This is a genomic window from Methylobacterium sp. Leaf85 (assembly GCF_001422125.1).
GTDB classification, from domain to species: Bacteria; Pseudomonadota; Alphaproteobacteria; order Rhizobiales; family Beijerinckiaceae; genus Methylobacterium; species Methylobacterium bullatum.
Genome location: NZ_LMME01000009.1, coordinates 43,394 through 66,354, shown reverse-complemented (window position 1 = coordinate 66,354; position 22,961 = coordinate 43,394). Strand labels below are relative to the sequence as shown.

Here is a 22,961-nt window from a genome sequence, read left to right as displayed (position 1 = left end):
CCCTGGCGAGCTTCTATGCATGATCTCCGGTGGAAGAGCCGGTGCCGTCAGCGCTGAAGGCGCGCCTTGCCCGCGCGGAGCGGAGCGGCCGGCCGCTCCAGGCGGTCCCGCGCCCGTTCGCCGGCCGCCTCGCGCACGGCGGCGCTCTGGGCGTCGAGGGTCTCGAAGGCGTCCTCGACGACGCTCATGTGGACGAGCATCGCGGAATTCGCGGCGGCGGCGTCCCGCGCGAGGACGGCGCGGACCACGAGGCCATGCTCGGCATGCGAGCGGGCGAGCCGCCCCGGTGCCTGGAACTGGACGCGGCGGTACGGCGTCAGCCGCCGCCGCAGATTGCGGGCGATCTCGTCCACCACCGTATTGTGGGCGCCCTCGTAGAGGAGCCCGTGAAAGTCCTGGTTGGCGACGACGTAGCTGTCGTGGTCCCCGGCCTCGGCGAGGACGCCCATGCGCTCATGCAGCAGCCGAAGCTGGGCACGCTCCGCGGGCGTCATGCTCAGGGTCGAGAGGCGGGCGCAGGTCGCCTCAATCTCGCCCATGGCGATGAACAGCATGTCGAGCTGGTCCGGCGTGATCGTCCGCACGGTGGCGCCGAAGCGGGGGCGCAGGTCGATCAGGCCGGTGCCGTTGAGCAGGCGCAGGGCATCGCGCACCGGCGTGCGCGAGACGCCGAAGCGCGTGGCCAGGACCTGTTCGTCCAGCCGGGCGCCCGGCGGGAATTCCCCCGACAGGATGGCGTCGGCGATTCTGTCGGACAGGCTTTCGGAGCGGGTCGGGGACGCAGGCACTGTGGTCTCGGTTCACGACACGCGATCGGCGCAGGGTCGGCCTGCGCGCGCCATCAGCCTGCGCGCGCCATGAGTACGACGAGTTTCCCCCGCGCCGCAACGGGAGGACGTCGCGGCACGGGGCCGGGAATTCGTTGCAATTTTACGACTCCTCCCATCGGCGATCGGCCGGCGGCCCGCCATGGCACATCGGTTGCGGAGATCCCCTCAGACGTTGCGAATGAGGAGAAGAACGATGGTCGCAAGGAGGCTCACGGCCGCGGCTCTGTCACTCGGCATGATCGGATGCGGCATGATCGAATGCAGCATGGCGGCCGATCTCGATCCGGTGAAGACGCTCAAGGTCGCCGAGCCGGCGCCGGTGAAGGCGCCGTCCTTCTTCCTGTTCTCCGATACGCAGGTCAGCTTTCGCTACCAGTTCCCGGCCGCGGAGCCGGGCGTGCAGATCCAGAAGGCGGATGGCAGCTTCCGCAATCGCGACATCCCGAAATACATCACCAACATTTCCCACGCCGACGCCTGGGCCTACGGCACGAACTTCTTCTCCCTCGACATCCTGCAATCGACGTCCCAGGACCCGGCGGGGACCACCAACGTCCCGGGCGGCTTCGCCCAATACGATCACGGCGCCACGGAAGCCTACGGCCTCTATCGCGGCACCCTCAGCCTGAACGCCCTGACCGGAACCAAGGCCTTCGCCATTCCGGGCATCGTCAAGGACGTCTCGCTCTCCTTCGGTTTCGATGCGAACGCGAAGAACACCGCCTTCGGTCCCAAGAAGCGCGACGTCGTCGGGGGCCTGACCTTCTCGGTCGACGTGCCGGCGGGCTTCCTCAACATCAGCGCCCATGCCTACAAGGAATGGAACCGCAACGGCTTCAACTTCCAGCCCGACCGTGACGTCAGCTTCGACACCGTTCCCGAGTTCGAGATCGTCTACAATTTCCCGCTCACCTTCATCCCGAACCTTCCGCTGAGCATCGCCGGCTTCAACAACATCGTGACGCCGAAGGGCAAGGGCATCCGCGACCCGTTCAACTATCCGGGCGGCTATTATCCGGGGACGGGCGTCGAGTTCCTGTCGCGGACGAACCTCGTCCTCGATGTCGGCAAGCTGGTCTGGAACCAGCCCAACAAGCTCGATGCCTTCATCGGATTTCAGTACTGGCTGAACAAGTTCGGCAACGTCGATCGCGCGAACTTCAAGGGGAACGAAGAGAAGAGCTTCCTCGCCGGCCTCGCCTTTCACATCTTCTGAACGCACCGATACCCGAACGGCCTGAAATGCGCTCCGCTCCGGGGCGCCTGACATCGGGAGCCAGGATGAGCGAACGAGACGCCGGAGCCCGCCGCCTCTGGATCAGGAACCCGCTGGCGATCCTCGCGGCGGAATCCGCAGGCGGCATCGTCGTCGAGGGATCCCGCATCGTGGAGCGCGTGGCGTCGGGCGGGACACCGGCGGCGGCCGTGCACGAGACCTTCGACGCCTCGCGCCACGTGGTCATTCCCGGCCTCGTCAACACCCATCACCACTTCTTCCAGACGCTGACGCGCGCCCATCCCCTGGCGATCAACAAGCCGCTGTTCCCCTGGCTGAAGGCGCTCTACACGGTCTGGGACAAGCTCACCCCGGACGCGTTCCGCCTCGCCACCCGGCTCGCCTATGCCGAACTCCTGCTGTCGGGCTGCACCACGGCGGGCGACCACCACTACCTGTTTCCCAAGGGGCTCGAGGCGTCCGTCGACATCCAGGTCGAGGAGGCGCGCAGCCTCGGCATCCGCGCCGTCGTCACCCGTGGCTCGATGAGCGTGTCGGTGCGGGACGGCGGCCTGCCGCCGGACACCCTGGTCCAGGACGACGACACCATCCTGTCCGACAGCGAACGGGTACTCGGCCTGTTCCACGACACCGCGCCCGGCGCGATGGTGCAGATCGGGCTGGCGCCATGCTCGCCCTTCGCCGTGTCGAAGCGCCTGATGCAGGAAAGCGCGGCGCTGGCCGAACGCCACGATTGCCGCCTCCACACCCATCTCGGGGAAACCCTCGACGAGGAGGCCTATTGCCTGTCGACCTTCGGGCTGCGCCCGGTCGACTACCTGGAGGAGGTCGGCTGGATGAGCCCGCGCGCGTGGCTCGCCCACGGCATCCATTTCAACGACACGGAGATCGCCCGCCTCGGCAAGGCAGGGGTCGGAATCTGCCATTGCCCGACCTCGAACATGACCCTGGCCTCGGGCTGCTGCCGGACCTGCGAGCTCGAAGCGGCGGGCAGCCCCGTGGGCCTCGGCGTCGACGGCTCGGCCTCGAACGACAATTCGAACCTGATGGAGGGCGTCCGGCACGCCCTGATGTTGAACCGCCTCACCTACGGCGCGGAGAGGGTCACCCATCTCGACGCCCTGCGCTGGGCCACCGAGGGCTCCGCCGCCTGCCTCGGGCGCAGCGACATCGGACGGATCGAGGAGGGCCGCGAGGCCGACCTCGCCCTGTTCACCCTCGACGAGCTGCGCTTCTCCGGCAGCCACGATCCCCTCGCCGCGCTTGTCCTGTGCGGGGCGCACCGGGCCGACCGGGTGATGGTCGCCGGGCAATGGCGGGTGATCGACGGGCACCCGGTGGGCCTCGACACGCGCCGGCTTCGCGAGGAGCACACGCACTTGGCCCGGCACCTGTTCGGCACGGTTTGACGATGGCGACCGCATTCTCTCCCGCCGCCCAGCCGCCCCGCCCGAGGCAGGGACCGACCCCGCTCTTCGGCGCCTACGGCATCGTCAAGCGCTTTGGCAGCTTCACGGCGAATGACGGCGTCGATCTCGAGATCCGCGCCGGCGAGATCCACGCCCTCCTGGGGGAGAACGGCGCCGGCAAATCGACCCTGATGAAGATCCTCTACGGCCTGCTGGAGCCGACGGAGGGCGTCGTCACCCACAAGGGCGACATCGTGCAGCTGCCCAATCCGGAAGCCGCCCGCCGGCTGGGGATCGGCATGGTCTTCCAGCATTTCTCCCTCTGCGAGAACCTGACGGTGGCCGAGAACATCGCCCTCGTCATGCCGAAAGACCTCTCCGGCCGGGCGCTGGCCGACCGCATCGCCAAGCTCGGCATCGATTACGGCCTTCACCTCGAACCGGATCGTCCGGTCTGGTCGCTCTCGGCGGGCGAGCGCCAGCGAATCGAGATCGTCCGCTGCCTGCTCCAGGACCCGAGCCTCGTCATCCTCGACGAACCCACCTCGGTGCTCACCCCCGGCGAGGCGGAGGTGCTGTTTTCCGTGCTGGAGCGCCTGCGCGCGGAGGGCCGGGCGCTGCTCTACATCTCCCACCGCCTCGACGAGGTGCGCCGCCTCTGCGTGCGCGCCACCATCCTGCGCGGCGGCAAGGTGGTAGGGGCCTGCAACCCCCAGGAGGAGACGGCCCGCTCGCTCGCCGCCATGATGGTGGGCAGCGCGGTCCGCGAGGTCACGGGGCGCGCTGGCGGGACGGTGGGCACGGAACGCCTGCGCCTCGATCGCCTCACCCTCCCCGCTCCGGGCCTGCACGCCACCTCGCTGCGCGACGTCTCCCTCGGCGTCTCCGGCGGCGAAATCCTCGGCATCGCCGGCATCGCCGGCAACGGCCAGGCCGAACTCTTCGCCGCCCTGTCGGGCGAGACCCGCGCGCCGGACCCGGACGCCGTCCGCATCGACGGCGCCGCCGTGGGGGGGCTCGGCATCAACGCGCGCCGGCGCCTCGGCGCGGCGTTCGTGCCGGAGGAGCGCAACGGCCACGCGGCGGCGCCTCTCATGAGCCTCTCCGAGAACGCCCTGCTCTCACGCTACCCGACCGCGCCGCTGACCCGCTTGGGCCTGCTTCGGCTGGGGGCCGCGCGCGATCTCGCGAAGCGGGTGATCGAGGCCTTCGACGTGCGCAAGGCGGGGCCAGACCCCGCCGCCGGCACCCTGTCGGGCGGCAACCTCCAGAAATTCGTCGTCGGCCGCGAGATCCTGGCGGAGCCCGGCGTGCTCGTCATCAACCAGCCGACCTGGGGCGTCGATGCGGCGGCGGCGGCGCATATCCGGCAGGCGGTGATCGATCTCTCCGCGCGCGGCGCCGCGATCCTGGTCATCAGCCAGGACCTCGACGAGCTGTTCGAAATCGCCGGCTCCATCGCCGTGCTGCACGACGGGACGCTCTCGACGGCGGTGCCCTCGGGCGAAACGACCCGCGAGGCCATCGGCCTGCTCATGGGCGGATCGGGAGACGCGCCGGCCGAGCCTCATGACGCATCGAAGGCGGTGCCCCATGCTCACTGACCGATGCCCGCGCATCCCCTCTCCCCGCACGCGGCTACGGCATTCACGCCTGTCGCGAAATGCGCGGCCCTCCTCCCCCTTGTGGGGAGGAGTTGGAGGTGGGGGTGGTGGGGCCACACTCCTGCTGCGGAGGCTGGCGGAGCCACCCCCACTCCTAACCTCTCCCCACAAGGGGGAGAGGGACGCGGTCTGCCTGCAAGAGCAGATGAGCGAATCCGGTAGCAGCCCGCAGGGAGAGGGGACCGGCGCCTTTCCCGAAAGCCATCCCCGGACGGCCCCGCTCGGGCGGCGGCGGGATCGCGCGGCGGGTCCGACGACATGCGGAGCGCATCATGCGTCTTGACCTCGTTCCCCGCACCCGCCGCTCTCCGGTGCTCGACATCCTCTCTCCGGCGCTGGCCTTCGTGGCGGCGGTGCTGATCGGCGGCCTTGCCGTGGCGGCCCTCGGCGTCTCGCCGGGCGAGGCCTTCGTCACCTATTTCGTCACGCCCCTGAGCGAGGTCTGGTCGCTGCAGGAGATCGCCCTGAAGGCCGCGCCCCTGGCGCTGATCGCCACCGGTCTGGCGTTCTGCTACCGCGCCAACCTCTGGAACATCGGGGCCGAGGGCCAGTTCGTCATCGGCGGCCTGGCCGGCGGCTGGGTCGGCGTCGCCACCCACGGCATGGGCGGGTTCACGCTCTGGATCCTGCCCGCGATGCTGATCGCCGGAACGCTCGCCGGGGCCGCCTACGCGATGATCCCGGCCGTCCTGAAGGTCCGCCTCGGCGTCTCCGAGATCCTCACGAGCCTGATGCTCGTCTACGTCGCCCAGCTCCTCCTCGATTACATGGTCCGCGGCCCCCTGCGCGATCCGGCCGGCTACAACTTTCCCCAGAGCGTCGGCTTCGATCCCGCGGCGCGGCTGCCCTACCTCATGGAGGGCGAGACGCTGCATGCGGGGGTGGTCGTCGCCTTCCTCGCCGTGGTGCTGGCGACCGTCGTGCTGGCCCGCACCCTGTTCGGGTTCGAGGTCCGGGTCGTCGGCGCGAGCCCGCGGGCGGCGCGCTTCGCCGGCTTCTCCGATGCCCGCCTGACGCTGGCCGTCTTCGCCATCTCCGGCGGCGCGGCGGGCCTTGCCGGCATCGTCGAAGTGGCGGGAAAGATCGGGCAGCTCCAGCCGGAGATCTCGCCGGGCTACGGCTTCACCGCGATCATCGTCGCCTTCCTCGGGCGGCTCTCGCCGCCGGGCATCCTGATCGCCGCCATCGTCATCGCGCTGACCACCATCGGCGGCGAGGGCGCGCAGATCGATCTGAAGCTGCCCCTCGACCTGACCCGCGCCTTCCAGGGCCTGCTCCTCGGCCTCGTCCTCGGGGCCGACGTGTTCGCCGGCTATCACGTGCGGCTCGTGCCGGGCGGCCCGTCCGGCCGCACGGCGTCGTGAGCCAATTCGAGGGATATCGGAGCCGATCATGACCCTCGACATCGTCCAGATGGTCCTCGTCACGGTCCTGGCGGCCGCGACCCCCCTGATCCTCGCCGGCATCGGAGAGCTCGTGGCCGAGCGCTCCGGCGTGCTCAACCTCGGGGTGGAGGGGATGATGATCTTCGGCGCCGCCGTCAGCTTCGCCGTCGCGGTGCAGACCGGATCGACCTTCCTCGGGGCGCTGGGCGGGGCCGGGGCCGGCCTGCTCCTGGCCGCCCTGTTCGGCATCCTCACCGTCGGGCTCGCGGCGAACCAGGTCGCCTCCGGCCTTTCGCTAACCATCCTGGGGCTCGGCCTGTCGGGGTTGGTGGGCGCGAACTACGTCGGGATGAAGCGCGATCCGGCGCCGCACCTGTCCCTCCCCGGCCTCACGGACCTGCCCGGACTCGGCCGGCTCGTCTTCGGCCAGGACGCCTTCGTCTATACGGCGGTCGCCCTCGTGGTCGCCGTGTCGTGGTTCCTGTGGCGGACGCGGGCGGGCCTGACCCTGCGCGCCATCGGCGACGACCACGTGGCGACCCACGCCCTCGGGCTGAAAGTGCGCAAGGTCCGCTTCCTCTCGGTGCTGTTCGGGGGCGCCTGCGCCGGGCTCGGCGGGGCCTATCTCGCGCTGGCCTACACGCCGTTCTGGTCGCCGGGGATGACGGCGGGCCGCGGCTGGATCGCCCTCGCCCTGGTGGTCTTCGCCTCGTGGCGGCCCCTGCGGGTCGCGGCCGGTGCCCTGCTGTTCGGCGGGGCGACGGTGCTGCAGCTCCACGCCCAGGCCGCCGGCCTCGGCCTGCCGGGCCAGCTCCTCTCCGCCCTGCCCTATCTCGCCACCATCCTGGCCCTGGTCTTGCTCTCTCTCGGGCAGCGCCACGGCGGCTCGCTGGCGCCCGCCTCGCTCGGGCGAGTCTTCACGCCGAGCCGATGACACGCCGGGCCGGCGAACGGCAATGGATCGGGAGGGACGACACGATGCGGGGCAGGTCCATGATGCACGGCAAGAAAATGAGGCTCGGTAGGTCGATGAGGCTCGGCGCTGCGGTTCTGTGCGCGATGCTCGCCGCAGGGCCGGCGCTCGCGGCCGACAAGCTGAAGGTCGGCTTCGTCTATGTCGGGCCGGTCGCCGATTTCGGGTATTCCTACCAGCACGACCTCAGCCGCAAGGCCCTGGCCGAGGCCTTGCCCGACAAGGTCGAGACCACCTTCCTCGAGAACGTGCCCGAGGCCGACAGCGAGCGCTCGATCGAAAAACTCGCCCGCTCCGGCGCCGGCCTGATCTTCACCACCTCCTTCGGCTTCATGGAGCCGACCCTGAAGGTGGCGCGGAAGTTTCCCAAGGTGAAGTTCGAGCACGCCACCGGCTACAAGCGCTCCGACAACGTCTCGACCTATTCCGCCCGCTTCTACGAAGGCCGCTACGTCTGCGGGAAGATCGCCGGCAAGCTCTCGAAATCCGGCACGGTGGGCTACATCGCGTCCTTCCCGATCCCGGAAGTCGTCAGCGGCATCAACGCCTTCATGCTCGGGGCGCAGGCGGTCAACCCGAACATCAAGATCAAGGTGGTCTGGGTGAACACCTGGTTCGATCCGGGCAAGGAGGCGGAGGCGGCCAAGGCGCTTCTCGCGCAGGGCGCCGACATCCTGACCCAGCACACCGACTCGGCCGCTCCCCTCCAGGAAGCCGAGAAGCAGGGCAAGCTCGCCTTCGGCCAGTCCTCCGACCAGTACCGCTTCGCCCCCAAGGCCCAGCTCACCTCCATCACCGACGATTGGAACGGCTACGTGATCGCGGAGGCCAAGGCGGTCCTCGACGGCACCTGGAAGAGCCACGACACCTGGGGCGGCATCAAGGAGGGCATGGTCGTGCTGGCCCCCTTCACCAACATGCCCGACGACGTGAAGGCCATGGCCGAGGAGACCAAGCAGGCCATCGCCGACGGCAAGATCCACCCCTTCGCCGGGCCGGTGCTGAAGCAGGACGGGAGCGTCGCCGTGAAGGAGGGCGAGACCGCGCCCGACCCGATGATCCTCGGCATGAACTGGTACGTGAAGGGGATCGACGACAAGCTGACCCAATAACCCCGGGCTCTACACCATCGCATGGAAAAGAAGCCCCGCCGGAGCGTCCCGGCGGGGCTTCTTCGTTCATGAGAGCGTCGCTGCGCTCAATGGTTGTGGTGGCGCGCCGGCCGGTCGGCCTTCGGCTCGTCGGAGGGCGGGGGAACCGGCACGCCGACTCCGCTCGGCGCGGCGACGGCATCGCCGCTCCGGATCGCCTCGCGCTCGTTCCGCGGGCCGGCGATCCCCTCGGTCCCGCCGGGAGCCGTCGCTGGGTCGCGGCCGGCGGGCGCACCGGTCCCCTGGGCGAGGGCCGCGCCGGTCAACCCGAAGAGCCCGCACAGAGCGAGGGCCGACATCGTGATACGCATGGTCGATGACCTTTCAAGAGAGGCGAAGAGCGAGAGAACCGTAAAACGAGAAGCAAGTCTTTGGCCGCTCGAAGAAAATCGAAGCCGGGCCGGAGAGGTTCCGCGTCAGCTTCCGCGATAGGTCTGATAGCTCCAGGGGGTCGCCACCAGCGGCACGTGATAATGGCCTTCCGGGTCGCCCACGCCGAAGCGCAGGGGCACGATGTCGAGGAAGGGCGGTTCGGGGAGGGCAAGGCCTGGACCCGCTCCGACCCGCCGGAAGTGGTCGCCGAGCCCGAAGCGCAGTTCGTAGGTGGCGATCGGCACGGGGCGCCCGTGGATCAGGGGTATGTCGGTGCGGCCGTCCGCGTTGGTCACCGCGCGGGCCACCAGCACCGCCTCCGTCGCGGAGACGAACTCGACGAGGTCGACGGCCACCCCGGCGGCCGGCTTCCCCCGGACGGTGTCGAGGACATGGGTCGAGATCCGGCCCGTCGTGGCGAGCGGACCGGGGCCGCTCACCAGGGCGTTCAGGCGGATCGCGGCGATCCGCATCACCTCGGCCTCGGCCGTGCGCCGCTCCACATCGGGAGCGGATTCCAGCCGCGCCTCGAAGGTCCCGAGCAGCGAGGCGCGGCCATGCCGCTTGACGCACAGGATGAAGGGGATCCCGAATTTGTCGCGGTAGGCCGCGTTGAGCGCCTCGAACCGGGCGTATTCCGCCTCCGACATCCGGTCGAGGCCGGCCGCGGCCTGCTCCGCGATGGAATCGGGGGCGATGGCCCCGGATCGGGCGGCGCGCCCGGCAAGTTCGGGATGGCCGGTGAGCAGCGCGAGGCGCCGCCCCTCCGGCGCGCCCTGGACCGCATCGCGCATGGCCGAGAACAGCGCCTCCACGGTGGCGAAGGGCCGCTGCGGCAGGGCCGCCTCGGCCACCCAGGGCGCGTGTTCGAACACGGCACCGAGCGTGGCCACGAAGTCCGCATCGGAGGCCTCGTTCAGAGCTGCGAGTGTCGACGCCATGGCGGCGGGCTCTCCGTTGAAGGCAGGCGATGACGACGCATCGCAGGCCCGGCCGGTGCAGGCAACGGGCCATGCGCGTCACCGCCGGGTCCCGCCCCGGTGGCACACGCCTTGCGCCCACGGACACCGCATCCCCGCTGAGGGATCTGCCCGGAGCGGCGGAGGCGTCGACCCCATGACCAGTGCCACGACCATCGCCGCCCATCCCGACACCATCGCCGCCGCCGAGCCGGCCACGGCGCCCGTGACGACGGTGCCTCCCGTCGCCCTCGCTCTGCTCGGGCTGCAGCACGTCCTGGTGATGTATGCCGGCGCCGTGGCGGTGCCGCTGATCGTCGGGCGCGCCCTGAAACTCCCGCCGGATCAGGTGGCGATGCTGGTGAGCGCCGACCTGTTCGCGTGCGGACTCGCGACTCTGCTGCAGAGCTGGGGCCTGCCGGGGATCGGCGTGCGCATGCCGGTGATGATGGGCGTCACCTTCGCCGCCGTCACGCCCATGGTCGCCATGGGGACCAATCCCGAGATCGGGCTGACCGGCATCTACGGCGCCGTGATCGCGGCCGGCCTGTTCGCGTTTCTCGTGGCGCCGCTCATCGGACGGCTGCTGCCGCTGTTCCCGCCCGTGGTGACCGGAACGATCATCCTGGTCATCGGCGTCTCGCTGATGAAGGTGGGCGTGAACTGGGCCGCCGGAGGAATCGGCAACCCGGATTACGGGGCACCGCTCCATCTCGCCATCGCCGCCTTCGTGCTGTGCGTGATCCTGGCGATCACCCGCTACGGCACCGGCTTCGTCAATTCGGCCTCGGTGCTCATCGGCATCGTCGCCGGGATGCTCGTGGCCGCCGCCTTCGGGTTGGTCGATCTCGGCCATGTGGCCACCGCGTCCTGGTTCGACGTGGTGCGGCCCTTCGCCTTCGGCGCCCCGACCTTCGATCCCGTCTCGATCGTCACCCTCTGCATCGTGATGATCGTGGTGATGATCGAATCGACCGGGATGTTCCTGGCGCTCGCCGAGATCTGCGCCGACCCCGTGGACGAGAAGCGCCTGACCAGGGGCCTGCGCGGCGACGGCCTCGGCACCGTCATCGGCGGCATCTTCAACACGTTCCCCTACACCTCGTTCTCGCAGAATATCGGGCTCGTGGGCGTCACCGGGGTGCGCACCCGCTACGTCGCGGTGGTCGGCGGGTTCATCATGCTCGGGCTCGGCCTCGTCCCGAAGCTCGCGGCGCTGGTCGAGGCGGTGCCGCAATGCGTGCTCGGCGGGGCCGGGCTCGTGATGTTCGGGATGGTCGGCGCGACGGGCGTGCGCATCCTCGGCGCGGTGGACTTCGCCCGCAATCGCAACAACCTGTTCGTCGTTGCGGTCTCCGTCGGTTTCGGCATGATCCCCCTCGTCGCCCCGGCCTTCTTCAAGCAGATGCCGCACGCGCTGCACCCGCTCCTCGAATCCGGAATCCTGCTCTGCGCGATCGCGGCGGTGAGCCTGAACCTGTTCTTCAACGGCCTGACCGGCGACGAGGCCGCCCGCGCCGCGGCCCGGCATCAGGCGGCGTCCTCCGAACATTGAGGACGGCCGTCGTCCTTCATCGCCCCTCCTGGGAGACAAGCATGCCCCTGATCGCCTCCAAATACGGCAAGGGCCGCGTGCGGGTGATGCGCCTCACCCGCGACGGCGACGACCACACCCCGCGCGAACTGTCCCTCGCGGTCCTGATGAAGGGGGCCTTCGAGGCCGCCTGGACCGACGGCGACAACCGGGCCTGCGTCGCCACCGACAGCGTGAAGAACATCGTCAACGTGGTGGCGGCCAAGAACCTGTCCCTCGACAAGGAAGCCTTCGCCGAGGCCGTCGCCGCGACCTTCCTCGACACGTATCCGCAGGTCGAGGAGATCGGGATCGAGGGCAAGGAGACGCGCTGGCTGCGCCAGGCCATCGGCGGCCGGCCGCATGGCCACGTCTTCACCCTCGACGGCAACGGGACGGGCTACGTCAAGCTCGTGGCGAGCCGCGACGGCGCCGTGCTGCAGTCGGGGCTGCGGGGCTTCACCTTCATGAAGACCACGCAATCGGGCTGGGCCGACTTTGTCGATGACGCGTACCGCACCCTGGCCGACGCCACCGACCGCATCGCCGCGACCGCCATGGACGCCACCTGGACCTGGGCCAGCGCGCCCGCCGACTACACCGCGACCAATGCCCGGGTGCTCGACATCCTGATCGAGGTCTTCGGCACGACCTACAGCGCCAGCGTGCAGGACAGCATGTACCGCATGGGCGAGGCGGTCCTGGCGGCCATTCCCGAGATCGCCGAGATCGGGTTCGCCATGCCGAACAAGCACTACATCCCGATCAACCTGACACCGTTCGGGCTGGAGAACCCCAACACGGTGTTCCTGCCCACCGACGAGCCCCACGGTCAGATCGAGGCGACGATCGGGCGAGGCTGAGCCGCACGATCCCGGCCCTTCGGAAGAGGGGGAGTGCCGCCTTCCGAACGGCCTTCCGCGAGGCCGCGACCACGGGCGCCCGGCCCGGTCCCCGTAATCCCCGAACGTCCGGCAAGCGCGTCGATGGAGCGAGGACGCGCGGGCGGCGGAAGAGTCATGCCATGCCGGCCATGACTGGCAAAAAATGTCGCAGCCCGAACCAAACCCATGGGATGAAACGGCTTATTCCTGTGGCCATCGATCCGGAGGATATGGCTTGCACGCTCGGTGCATGAACATGATGCAAACGCACTGACCATTCCGTGTTGCTTTACGAGGCTTTGGTGCACAAATTCTAGGTTATTGGCCGGGACTGCCGCGTCTCCTCAGGCAGTCCGGCCCGAACCTGGGACGACATCCATGACGACACGCCTCATTCTGGGAGCCGCCCTCGGTCTCGCCTTGTCCGGCACCGCTTTCGCGCAAAGTTACACCGCACCGGCCGGCATCCCGGCAGCGACCGCCCCCGGCGGTCTCGACGGACAGGCCGCCGCCCGGAACGTCGGCGAATACGACAGCCGCTTCTCCCGCCCCATTCGCACCCGGATCGATGCGGACGGCGCAGTCACGACGGGATCGGTGAGGCCGACCCCGCCACGCCACCGCGACTGAGGCCCCAGGGCGGAAAGCGGCCCGGGCGGAAGCGCGCAGGATTGGCCACCCTCGATACCCTGCGTGCCACGGTGAACGGCATGGCGAGGTGGCTGTGAAGGTGGAGGACAGCCGCAAGGGAGAGCGCCCGCGCGGAAGGCTCGAACGCCTCGTTGCTCCCAACGCTGGTGAACTGCAAGGAAGCGAAGACCGCCCCTTGGCCGGGTCGCACCAGAGATGCCGGAAAACACAGCAAAAAGCCCCGATCGCATTCCCGACCGAGACTGACTGCTTTGAAGTGTTTTGGAAAACCGCGATCGAATCAGCGATTTATTTGGTGGGTGCACAAGGGTTCGAACCTTGGACCCGCTGATTAAGAGTCAGCTGCTCTACCAACTGAGCTATGCACCCATTGCCTTGCGGCAGTCGCGGCAGCCACCAAACCCGCTGCGACGAGGGGGCTGATAGCAAAGGCCCCGGGGGGTGTCCACCCCCGGGGCGTCATTTTTCCGGCTAAACCGATGCGGCGTGCTGGGCGTGGAGGCGCACCGCCGTGGCCGAGAGCTTGTTCAGGGCGGAGAGATAGGCGCGGGCCGAGGCCACCAGCGTGTCGGGATCGGCGCCCCGCGCCGTCACGCTGCGGTCGCCGGCCTTCAATCGGACGGAGACCTCGGCCTGGGCGTCGGTGCCCTGCGTCACGGCGTCGACCTTGTAGAGTTCGAGCTGCGCCTCGTGCGGGACCAGGGCCTGGATCGCATTGAACACGGCGTCCACGGGGCCGTTGCCGTCGGCCTCCTCGGTGACGATGCGGTCGTCGATGGCGAGCTTCATCGTGGCGCGCTGCGGCCCGCGCGTGCCGGCGATGACCGAGAGCGAGACGAGGCGGATGCGGTCATGCGCCGTGGCGAGGCCCTGGTCGACCAGGGCCTCGATATCCTCGTCGTAGACGTGCTTCTTGCGGTCGGCGAGCGCCTTGAACCGCTCGAACACGTCCTGCAGCTGATTGTCGGCGAGATGGAGGCCGAGTTCCTCCAGCTTCGAGCGGAAGGCCGCGCGGCCCGAATGCTTGCCCATCACCAGGGAGGTCTTGGCGACCCCGACGGAGGCGGGCGTCATGATCTCGTAGGTCTCGGTATGCTTGAGCATGCCGTCCTGGTGGATGCCGCTTTCATGCGCGAAAGCGTTCCGGCCGACGATGGCCTTGTTGTACTGCACGGGGAAGTTCGTCGCATGCGAGACGAGCTTCGAGGCGCGGGTGAGCATCGTGGTCTCGATGCCGGTCTCGTAGGGCATCACGTCGCCGCGGGTGCGGATCGCCATGACGATCTCCTCCAGGGCCGCGTTGCCGGCCCGCTCGCCGATGCCGTTCACCGTGCACTCCACCTGCCGGGCGCCGCCTTCCACGCCGGCCAGGGAGTTGGCGATGGCCAGACCGAGATCGTCGTGGCAATGCACCGAGAAGATCGCCTTGTCGGCATTCGGCACCCGTTCTCGCACCTGGCGGAACATGCTGCGGTATTCGTCGGGCGTGGCGTAGCCCACCGTGTCGGGCAGGTTGATCGTCGTCGCACCGGCCCGGATCGCGGCCTCGACGCAGCGGCACAGATAGTCGATCGGCGTGCGCGTCGCGTCCATGGCCGACCATTCCACGTCCTCCACGAGGTCGCGGGCCTGGGCCACGGTCTTGAGGATGATCTCGACCACCTCGTCCTGGGACTTGCGCATCTGGTGGGCGAGGTGGATCGGCGAGGTCGAGACGAAGGTGTGGATGCGCCCCCGCCGGGCGAGGCGGACGGCTTCGCCGGCCCGCGCGATGTCGGCGGGGATGGCGCGGGCGAGGCCGGCGATGGTGGCGCGCTTCGAGCGGCGGGCGATCTCGGAGACGGCCTCGAAATCACCGATCGAGGCGATGGGGAAACCCGCCTCGATGATGTCGACGCCCATCGTGTCGAGGAGTTCGGCCACCGCCAGCTTCTCGTCGAGGGTCATGGTGGCCCCCGGGCATTGCTCGCCGTCGCGCAGGGTCGTGTCGAAGATGAGGACCCGGTCCTTCGGGGAGGCGTTGGGCTGGGCGGTGATGTCGGTCATGGCGTGTCGTCCTGTCGGAGGCGCGGTCGCTGAGGGACGCGGCGCCTTGATCCATCGATCGGCTCGACGAAGCCCTCGAGGGCCCCGGTCGCGAAACGATCCCCTGAGAGCCCAGGCGCACGCGCCCGGACGGCCCTCAGGGGCGGATAAGGAGGAGAAGGCCGACGAGGAGCGCTCGGGGACGCGCATGACCACGCACCGCCGCGAAGGCGGTGTCTGCGGTTCCCTGCGTGGAGCCGGCGCTGGCCAAGGCTCGTCTCTCCCGAATGGCGTAGCGGGCGCGCGAACGATGCGACCGAACGGCTTCGTACCCCTCGACGCCCCCGTTGACAAGGATCGCTCTGCACGCACCGCCGTCCATCACATCTTCGTGGGCAGGGATCCGGCCATTGTCGCGTGCCGGTTCGCGACTAGCTTGACGTTCGTCCGTTCAACGGCACGGCGTGCGCCTCGTACCGCGCCGACATAACAATATCGGAAGGAAACACCCGTCCATGTCGCGCACTTTCCTGCGTCGAATCGTGCTGCCCGGCCTCGTTCTGGTTGCCGGCACCGCCCCCGGCTTTGCCATCGACCTCACCAAGACCATCGATATCGCGGCTCCCCCGGCCAAGGTCTGGGCGACGATCGGCGATTTCTGCGGCATCGGCAATTGGCACCCGGCCATCGCCAAATGCGAGCCCTCCACCAAGGGCGGCACGATGCTGCGCACACTCAGCCTCAAGGGCGGCGGCGCCATCGTCGAATCGCAGACGGCGCGCGACGACAAGGCGATGAGCTACACCTACGCCATCGTCGAGAGCCCGCTGCCGGTCTCCGACTATTCCTCCACCCTCGCGGTGAGCCCGAAAGGCTCAGGATCAACGGTGACGTGGACGGGGACCTTCAAGGCCAAGGGTGTCCCGGACACGGTGGCGACCGATGCCATCACGGGGATCTACGAGTCCGGCCTCGCGGCCATCGCCGAGAAGGCCAAATGACGCGCTCGCGTGACGGGCTGACGTGACGGTCCGACACGGGGTCCGGGATCGTCGCCGGAGCCCCGGCTGCGGTGATTGACCCGCCCCTCGCGTGAAGGCAAGAACCCGGCGCGGCGTCCATGCCGTGCCGGCCATCGCGCCGGAGCGTGAAGGAGAGCCGCCGTGACCAGGAACATCGTGCCGCCGCAACCGGCCAGCCTGATGCTGGCCATCGGCCTCGCCGCGGGGCTCGGAGCCTGCACCTCGTCCGGCCCCTCTCCGAAGGCGGCGGTGGCGCCGGCCGCCGCCCCGGTCGCTGTCGCCTCGGCCCCGTTGCCGGCAGGCTCCGGCTGCGGTCCGAGCATCGCCCGCACACAGGCCGTGGTGGACAGCGATGTGGCGACCGGCAACCTCAACGCGCCGGTGGGCGCACGGTTCTCCTCCGACCTCGCGCGCGCCGCGGAAGCCTGCGCCGCCGGCCGCGAGCGTGAGGCGATCGGCCTGCTCGCCGCCGCCAAGTCACGCTACGGCTACCCGTAGGCTCGGGCATTCGTTCGGGATCGCCGCCCCTCACGAGGCAGGTGACCCGACCCGGCCCCACGGCGCGGGGGGCGCCGAAGCAATCGCCCCCCTCGCGAAAGTGTGACCCTGCCTCGCGGCAAATGGGGCCGGGTCGTGCGACGGTAAAGAACGCAGGCGAGATCCGGTTTATCTCACGAATCCTCTCGGAGGATTGCAGCCATGCCCCCGCCTTCTCGACGATCATTGGCGAGGCTTCGGTCGGCGACTGGAAAGCCACACCCGCCACATCCTCGCTGCGTTGCCATAAAAGGGCCGGGAAATCTCCTAGTGTCGGGGGCGACAAAATTTCGGTGACAGGCCCCGCGACGCATGAGCTCAGCGCCCAACAACATCACGCGCCTGCCGACCGCCAGGGCCACCGCACTCGAGTCCAAGGAGGCGGTGACCAAGGAAGAGCGGGCCCGGTCCAGCGAACTGGCGGTGAACGACGACCGCGAGATGGTTCCCCGGCGGGACGACGACGCGAGGCGGGAGCTGGCGCTCGATTCAGGGGAAGACGAGACGTTTTCCCTCATCCCCCTGCCGCACCCCGAACATAACTGGAGCCGCACGCTGCTCAGCTTCGGCATCGTCGTGATCCTGCCGCTGTGCCTGCTCGGCCTGTACTTCCTGTTCCTCGCCACGCCGCAATACTTCGCCGAATTTCGCTTCTCCGTCACCGAAGTGACCCCGTCTGCCGGTCCCCTCGGCGGAGGGGGCAGCGGGGGCACGACCGCGGCGGCGGTCGCCAGCGCCATGGGTGGCCACAGCGCGGCAGCCGGCGGCGGCACCGCGCAGAACTTCGTCGTGATCGACTATCTCAAGAGCCGTCAGGTGGTCGACGAGCTGTCCCAAACCGTCAATGTCCGAGAGATCTACAGCCGTCCCGAGATCGATTGGCCGAACCGGTTCGACAGGAGCCGGTCGACCGAGCACCTGGTGCGATACTGGAACAAGATGGTCTGGGCGAATTACGACCCGCTCACCGGGCTCGCCTCCGTGGAGATCAAGGCGTTCCGGCCCGACGATGCCCTGACCATCGCCAACCAGCTGGTCACCTTGTCGGAGAACCTCGTCAACAAGATCGCCAAACGCGCCGAGGAGGATGCCGTCAAGTTCGCCGAGCAGGAGGTCGTCCGGGCCAAAGCCGGCCTCGACAAGGCCCGCGCCGCCATGGCCGAGTTCCGTGAGAAGGAAGGCGTGATCGATCCGATACCCAGCGTCGTCTCGGGCAACACCCAGCTCATCGGCACCCTGCGCGGATCGGTGTCGCAGCTGGAGGCCGATTACGACACGATCCGGAGGCAGAATCTCAGCGAGTCGGCACCATCGGTCGTGGCACTGAAGTCCCGCGTCCAGGCCGCACGCGAGCAGCTGGCTTCCGTCGAGCGCGAGGTTTCGGGCAGCCGCTCCGGCCGCAACGTCCTGGCCGGCGTCGTCGCCCGGTTCGAGGCCCTCGACATGGACCGGCAATACGCGCAGGCGATCCTGCTCACCTCGCTGCAATCCCTCGACCGCGCTCGGGCCAGCGCGGCGGCCCAGCATCTCTATCTCACCCCCTACGTTCGCCCGGCCCTGCCCGAAAGCGCGGGCGGCCCGCGCGTCTTCCTGTCGATGGTGCTCGGAGCCTTCATCCTGGCGGCGATCTGGTTCATCGGCCTGCTTGCCGTGCGCTCGATCGTGAACAGCCGCGCCTGATCCCAGGCCGGCCGTCGGTCGTCATGACCGTCGGCGCGGCCTCGGCCAGAATTCCGGCCTCGTGACGAGGCAACGCCCGGCACGAGGTGCCGGTCCCGCAACCCGCCACTCCGCGTCACCCGGCATCCTTGGATCGCGACTGAACGATGGCACATTCCTCGATCGTCCTTCCGGTCGCCCCCTCCAAGCAGAGGGCACGGCCATGGCTGACGATCATGACGGCGTTGATTGTCCGTGATTTCTGGGTCCGCTTCCGCAATTATCATCCGGCCCTGGGCGTCATCCTCTTCATCGAGCCGGTCATCCTCGTTGTGATGATTGCGGGATTGCGAATCTATCTCTTCGGAAAGGAGCCTCCCTTCGGCCCCTCGGTTCTCCTGTTCATGGGGACCGGCGTCTTCCCGTTCTACATCTTTCGCCGTTGCGCGCGCGGTGTTCGTGCACAGAAGTCGCGAGCGAAGGAGTATTACTTCGTCAAGCCGTTCGATTTCCTACTATCGAGATTCTTCATCCATCAGATTCAAAATTTCATGCTGATGGCCCTGTTCTTCTCGTCGCTCTATGTATACGGGATACGAGAGGCCATGCCCTGGGCTCCCGAAAACTGCCTTCTGAGCCTGACCGCAGTCGGCTTCCTGGCCTTCGGAATGGCGCTCGTCAATTCGACCATCCAGTCGTATTTTCCGGGCTGGGGCACAATCTATGGCTTCCTGAGCCGTCCGATGATGATGTTCAGCGGCGCGTTCAAGACGGTCGACCTGACACCGGAGCCCGTGCGGACGATCTATTCCTGGAACCCGCTCTCGCACGTCATCGAGCTATTTCGGCTGGGATTCTACCCCAATTATCCCCATGCCAGCTTCGATGCCATCTATCTCACCAAATGGTGCGTCGGCATGATTTTCGTCGGAATCCTGTTCTACAACAATAAAGCCAAAGACTAAATCGGACCCGTCTCCGCCTACGGCTCACCGAGCATCAGCCCGACCTTCATCACCGCGCCGTCCTCCTTGTCCGGATGGACCGCGAAGCCGAGGCTGCGGCACACGGCCAGCATGGGACGGTTCTCCCGGAGGACCGTGCCCTCGATGCGCTGGAGCCCCTCCGCCCTCGCCCAGTCGATCATCAGCTGCATCAGGGCGAAGCCGAGGCCGGTGCCCTTGCGGTCGCTGCGGATGAGGATGGCGTATTCGCCGCTCTCGTGGTTGGCATCGGCATGGAGGCGAACCGCGCCGAGCATCGACGCCGTCTGCGCGTCGATGGCGACGAAGGCGATGGCGCGGGCGTAATCGAGCTGCGTCAGCCGGGCCAGGAAGGCGTGGTTGAAGTCGCGGACCGGCATGAAGAAGCGCAGGCGCAGATCCTCGGCGCTGACCTGCTCGAAGAAGCTCTTGAACAGCCCCTCGTCCTCCGGCCGCACCGGGCGCACGGTGACCTTCTCGCGCTTCAGGACGAGGTTGCGCTCCCATTCCACCGGATAGGGGCGGATGGCGAAGCGCGGATTGCGGGTGCCGCCGCGCCGCTCCGGGGCCGGGCCGACCAGCACGCGGGCGTCCAGGGCTAGCACACCGTTGGCATCGGCGAGCAGGGGATTGATGTCGAGCTCGCGCACCTCCGGCAGGTCGGCGGAGAGCTGGGCGAGCTTGACGAGGACGAGGCCGAGCGCCCTCCGGTCCACCGCCGGGACGTCGCGATAAGCGGCCAGCCGCCGCGCCACGCGGGTGCGGTCGATGAGCTCGCTGGCGAGCCGGAGGTCGAGGGGAGGCAGGCTCAGCGCCCGGTCGTCGATGACCTCCACGGCGACGCCGCCCCGCCCGAACACCACCACCGGACCGAAGACGGGATCCTCGGCGAGCCCGGCGATGAGCTCGCGGCGCTTGCCCTTGCGCACCATGGGTTGGACCGCGAACCCCATGATCCGCGCATCCGGCCGCTGGCGCCGGGCACGGGTGAGGATGTCGGCGGCGGCGGCGCGCACATCGGCCTCGCTGGTGAGGTCCAGGCGCACCCCGCCGACATCGGATTTGTGGACGATGTCCGGTGAGACCACCTTCAGCGCCACCGCGCCGCCCTCGGCGATGATGGGCCAGGCCGCCGCCGCGGCGGCATCGATGTCGGGGGCGAGCGTCAGCGGCACGCTGTCGATGCGGTAGGCGGCCAGGAGGCTCGCCACGGCATGGGGATCGAGCCAGGTCTCCCCCGCCTCAATGGCGGCCACCACGATGGCGCGGGCGGCCTCCACATCGGGGGAGAATTCGCGCGGCAGGGAATCCGGCGTGCGCATCAGGTCGTCCTGCGCCTCGCGGTAGCGGACGAGGTGCATGAAGCCTTCCACGGCGTCGGCGTCCGTGGCGAAGCGCGGGATGCCGGCGGCGGCGAGCACCGCGCCGGCCTCTCCGTCGTCGCCCACCGTAACCGCGAAGACGGGCTTGCGCCGTCCGCCCTTGCGCCGGGCCGTGCTCACCGTGTCGGCGATGGCCGCGGCGACGCCGGCGCTGTCGGAGCGGGCGGTGGGCACGTGGATGGCCAGCACGGCGTCGTTGGCGGGATCGGCGAGAAGGGGCCTGAGGGCGTCGGCATAGGCTTTCGCATCGGCCTCGACGCCGAGATCGGTGGGGTTGCCGCCGAGCCCCGCCGCGGCCAGCGTGCCGCCCCGGTCCGCGAGCCTGTCGGCGGCGAGCGCCCCGATGCCCTCGCCGTTCCCCAGGATGGCGAGGCGCTGGCCGGGAAAGGGGCGCTGCCGGCCCAGCGTCTCCACCGCCGAGAACATGGCGTCGAGCCCGTCGACGCTCAGCAACCCCGCCCGCCGGAACGCCGCCTCGTAGACCGCATCCGGCCGGGCGAGGGCGCCGGTATGGGTAACGGTGTGGCGCAGGGGAGCCGCGTGGCGCCCCGTGCGCAGCACCAGGACCGGCTTGGCGCGGGCGGCGGCGCGGGCCGCCGACATGAACTTGCGCGCGTTGGGAATCACGTTCAGCGACAGCAGGATCGCGCGGGTGTGGATGTCGGCGGCGAAATGGTCGAGGCAATCGGCGATATCGATGTCGCAGGCGGTGCCGAGGGACAGGATGGCCGAGAATCCCACATCGCGATGCGCGGCCCAGGCGACGATGCCCGCCGCCACCGTGCCCGATTGCGAAATGAGGGCGAGATCGCCCGCCTTGGGCGCCGCCGCGAACAGGCTGGCATCGAGCTGCGCGCGCGGCACGGTCAGGCCCATGCTGTTGGGGCCGAGAAGACGCATGCCCCATTGCCGGGCCCGGTTGCGCACCGCCTCGCAGAGATCGTCCGGCAGATCGGCGGTCAGGATGACGGCCACGGCGGCACCGCGCAGCCCCGCCTTCTCCACCCAGCCCTCCACCTCCGCGGCCTGGGCCACGATCACCACGAGATCCGGCGTTTCGGGCAGGTCGTCGAGGGTGGGAAGGCCCGCCTCGCCGATGAGATGGACGGGGCCGGCGAACCCGGCCTTCCCCAGGTTGCCGACCACGGCCTGGCCGACCGCGCCTTGGCCGAGGCCGACGACCGCGATCGCCCGCGGGGCGAGCAACGCCTCGAAGCGATAGGTGCTCATGGACTGGCGTAACCTTCGATCGGACCGGGGCGACGGCGTGCGACATCGCGCCGAACGGCAAGGTATAGGGCGCGGATCACTCTCGACCGGGGGAACCACATGTCAGAACCCACAGCTTACGAGATTTCCTGCGCGATCGTCGAGGCGATGCGCTCCCTCATCACCCTGGGCCTGAGCCAGGGCACCGCCGGGAACGTCTCGGTACGCCACGGCGACGGCTTTCTCATGACACCCTCGGGCATCCCGGCCGATGCGCTGCGCCCGGAGGACATCGTGCCGATGAGCATGGAGGGGGAGCACGGCCATGCCCTCGCCCCCTCCTCCGAATGGCGCTTCCATCGCGACATCCTGCGGCGGCGGCCCGAGATCGATGCCGTCGTGCACGCCCATCCGACCTATTGCACCGCCTTCGCCATGTGCGGCACCGAGATTCCCGCCGTCCATTACATGATCGCGGCCGCCGGCGGCCCGACGATACGCTGCGCGCCCTATGCTCCCTATGGAACCGAGGACCTGTCGGTCGCGGCGGTGGCCGCCCTCGACGACCGCCTCGGCTGCCTCCTGGCCAACCATGGCATGATCGCGATCGGCAGTAATCTCGGCAAGGCCTTGTGGCTGGCGGTAGAGATGGAGGCCCTGTGCCGCCAATACGCCGTCGCCCTCCAGGTCGGGAAGCCGGTCATACTGTCCGACGCCGAGATCGCGCGAACGATCAGGCGCTTCGAAAACTATGGGCCACGGAGCCGCACAGAAACGCCTTGAGTTCGCCCCTACGTCCAAGGGCTCGGGCCGCGATGATTACGTAGAGGTTGCTCGGCACGCGCCCTCGGAGGCCGTGACCGGCCTCCCGACATCGGGTTTTCCAGAAAATTTTCTTCCCGGCGCGGTCATTCGGCCGCCCCGCCGGCCGCGTCGGGCACCGCATGTGCGAGCCGATGCACCGTGTAGTTTTTTACCGCATCGCGCATCTGAAGTTGCGAGCGTGAGCTAAAAGAGCTCACCAACTAGCATAAAGGTTCCAGTTTCACAAATAAC

Annotated in this window: 19 protein-coding genes and 1 tRNA gene; 14 read left to right on the top strand and 6 right to left on the bottom strand. The window is 68.9% G+C overall.

The genetic code is table 11. The annotated features are described in order from the left end of the window. Positions 1-47 precede the first annotated feature (47 nt). On the bottom strand, positions 48-788 hold the full coding sequence (locus tag ASF08_RS07915; RefSeq protein ID WP_056143499.1) for a GntR family transcriptional regulator: 741 nt from the start codon (positions 786-788) through the stop codon (positions 48-50). A 235-nt stretch (positions 789-1,023) separates the two neighbouring features. Between ASF08_RS07915 and ASF08_RS07910 the strand changes: the two genes are divergently transcribed. The 6 genes from ASF08_RS07910 to ASF08_RS07885 all read left to right on the top strand — a co-directional run bounded on the left by ASF08_RS07910 (position 1,024) and on the right by ASF08_RS07885 (position 8,610). Beyond that, a complete protein-coding gene (locus ASF08_RS07910; RefSeq protein WP_056143496.1) occupies positions 1,024-2,046 on the top strand; it encodes a hypothetical protein in 1,023 nt (340 codons plus the stop codon). A 65-nt stretch (positions 2,047-2,111) separates the two neighbouring features. After that, positions 2,112-3,476: an 8-oxoguanine deaminase gene (locus ASF08_RS07905; protein WP_056143493.1), complete on the top strand. Its 1,365-nt coding sequence runs from the start codon at positions 2,112-2,114 to the stop codon at positions 3,474-3,476. 2 nt (positions 3,477-3,478) lie between these two features. Further along, positions 3,479-5,080 carry an ABC transporter ATP-binding protein gene (locus ASF08_RS07900; protein WP_056143490.1) on the top strand — a complete coding sequence of 534 codons (1,602 nt, stop codon included), beginning with the start codon at positions 3,479-3,481 and terminating at the stop codon, positions 5,078-5,080. Positions 5,081-5,412: 332 nt separating this feature from the next. Further along, a complete protein-coding gene (locus ASF08_RS07895; protein ID WP_056143486.1) occupies positions 5,413-6,504 on the top strand; it encodes an ABC transporter permease in 1,092 nt (363 codons plus the stop codon). A 28-nt stretch (positions 6,505-6,532) separates the two neighbouring features. After that, positions 6,533-7,459, top strand: a complete 927-nt coding sequence (locus ASF08_RS07890) for an ABC transporter permease (protein WP_056143483.1) — start codon at positions 6,533-6,535, stop codon at positions 7,457-7,459. Positions 7,460-7,554: 95 nt separating this feature from the next. After that, complete coding sequence (locus tag ASF08_RS07885) at positions 7,555-8,610, top strand: BMP family ABC transporter substrate-binding protein (protein WP_026176256.1); 1,056 nt, start codon at positions 7,555-7,557, stop codon at positions 8,608-8,610. 86 nt (positions 8,611-8,696) lie between these two features. Here the strand turns inward: ASF08_RS07885 and ASF08_RS07880 are convergent, their stop codons facing one another. Both ASF08_RS07880 and uraD read right to left on the bottom strand, forming a co-directional pair. Further along, on the bottom strand, positions 8,697-8,960 hold the full coding sequence (locus ASF08_RS07880; protein WP_018045691.1) for a hypothetical protein: 264 nt from the start codon (positions 8,958-8,960) through the stop codon (positions 8,697-8,699). A 105-nt stretch (positions 8,961-9,065) separates the two neighbouring features. Further along, positions 9,066-9,962 carry a 2-oxo-4-hydroxy-4-carboxy-5-ureidoimidazoline decarboxylase gene (uraD, locus tag ASF08_RS07875; RefSeq protein WP_056143478.1) on the bottom strand — a complete coding sequence of 299 codons (897 nt, stop codon included), beginning with the start codon at positions 9,960-9,962 and terminating at the stop codon, positions 9,066-9,068. 175 nt (positions 9,963-10,137) lie between these two features. Between uraD and ASF08_RS07870 the strand changes: the two genes are divergently transcribed. The 3 genes from ASF08_RS07870 (at position 10,138) to ASF08_RS07860 (ending at position 13,067) form a co-directional block, all read left to right on the top strand. Continuing rightward, positions 10,138-11,535: a nucleobase:cation symporter-2 family protein gene (locus ASF08_RS07870; protein WP_244474482.1), complete on the top strand. Its 1,398-nt coding sequence runs from the start codon at positions 10,138-10,140 to the stop codon at positions 11,533-11,535. A gap of 41 nt (positions 11,536-11,576) precedes the next feature. Further along, complete coding sequence (gene pucL, locus ASF08_RS07865) at positions 11,577-12,416, top strand: factor-independent urate hydroxylase (RefSeq protein WP_056143476.1); 840 nt, start codon at positions 11,577-11,579, stop codon at positions 12,414-12,416. A 399-nt stretch (positions 12,417-12,815) separates the two neighbouring features. Beyond that, entirely contained in the window at positions 12,816-13,067 is a 252-nt protein-coding gene (locus ASF08_RS07860) for a hypothetical protein (protein ID WP_056143474.1), read from the top strand. Between the two features lie 314 nt (positions 13,068-13,381). Here ASF08_RS07860 and ASF08_RS07855 read toward each other — a convergent pair. Continuing rightward, positions 13,382-13,457: transfer RNA gene (locus ASF08_RS07855), tRNA-Lys, on the bottom strand. Positions 13,458-13,559: 102 nt separating this feature from the next. Beyond that, complete coding sequence (locus tag ASF08_RS07850) at positions 13,560-15,134, bottom strand: 2-isopropylmalate synthase (protein WP_056143471.1); 1,575 nt, start codon at positions 15,132-15,134, stop codon at positions 13,560-13,562. 494 nt (positions 15,135-15,628) lie between these two features. Between ASF08_RS07850 and ASF08_RS07840 the strand changes: the two genes are divergently transcribed. From ASF08_RS07840 to ASF08_RS07825, 4 genes are all read left to right on the top strand, one after another. Then, on the top strand, positions 15,629-16,114 hold the full coding sequence (locus tag ASF08_RS07840; RefSeq protein ID WP_056143464.1) for an SRPBCC family protein: 486 nt from the start codon (positions 15,629-15,631) through the stop codon (positions 16,112-16,114). Between the two features lie 201 nt (positions 16,115-16,315). Then, entirely contained in the window at positions 16,316-16,633 is a 318-nt protein-coding gene (locus tag ASF08_RS07835; RefSeq protein WP_043764995.1) for a hypothetical protein, read from the top strand. Positions 16,634-16,984: 351 nt separating this feature from the next. Further along, positions 16,985-18,352 (top strand): hypothetical protein, encoded by a 1,368-nt coding sequence (locus ASF08_RS07830; protein WP_056143460.1) that lies wholly within the window; start codon positions 16,985-16,987, stop codon positions 18,350-18,352. 146 nt (positions 18,353-18,498) lie between these two features. Then, entirely contained in the window at positions 18,499-19,296 is a 798-nt protein-coding gene (locus ASF08_RS07825) for an ABC transporter permease (protein ID WP_056143457.1), read from the top strand. Between the two features lie 17 nt (positions 19,297-19,313). Here ASF08_RS07825 and ASF08_RS07820 read toward each other — a convergent pair whose 3' ends face one another. Beyond that, positions 19,314-21,926, bottom strand: a complete 2,613-nt coding sequence (locus ASF08_RS07820; protein ID WP_056143455.1) for a bifunctional acetate--CoA ligase family protein/GNAT family N-acetyltransferase — start codon at positions 21,924-21,926, stop codon at positions 19,314-19,316. 99 nt (positions 21,927-22,025) lie between these two features. Here ASF08_RS07820 and ASF08_RS07815 point away from each other — a divergent pair, with 99 nt between their 5' ends. Beyond that, positions 22,026-22,688 (top strand): class II aldolase/adducin family protein, encoded by a 663-nt coding sequence (locus tag ASF08_RS07815; protein WP_056143452.1) that lies wholly within the window; start codon positions 22,026-22,028, stop codon positions 22,686-22,688. Positions 22,689-22,961: the final 273 nt, after the last annotated feature.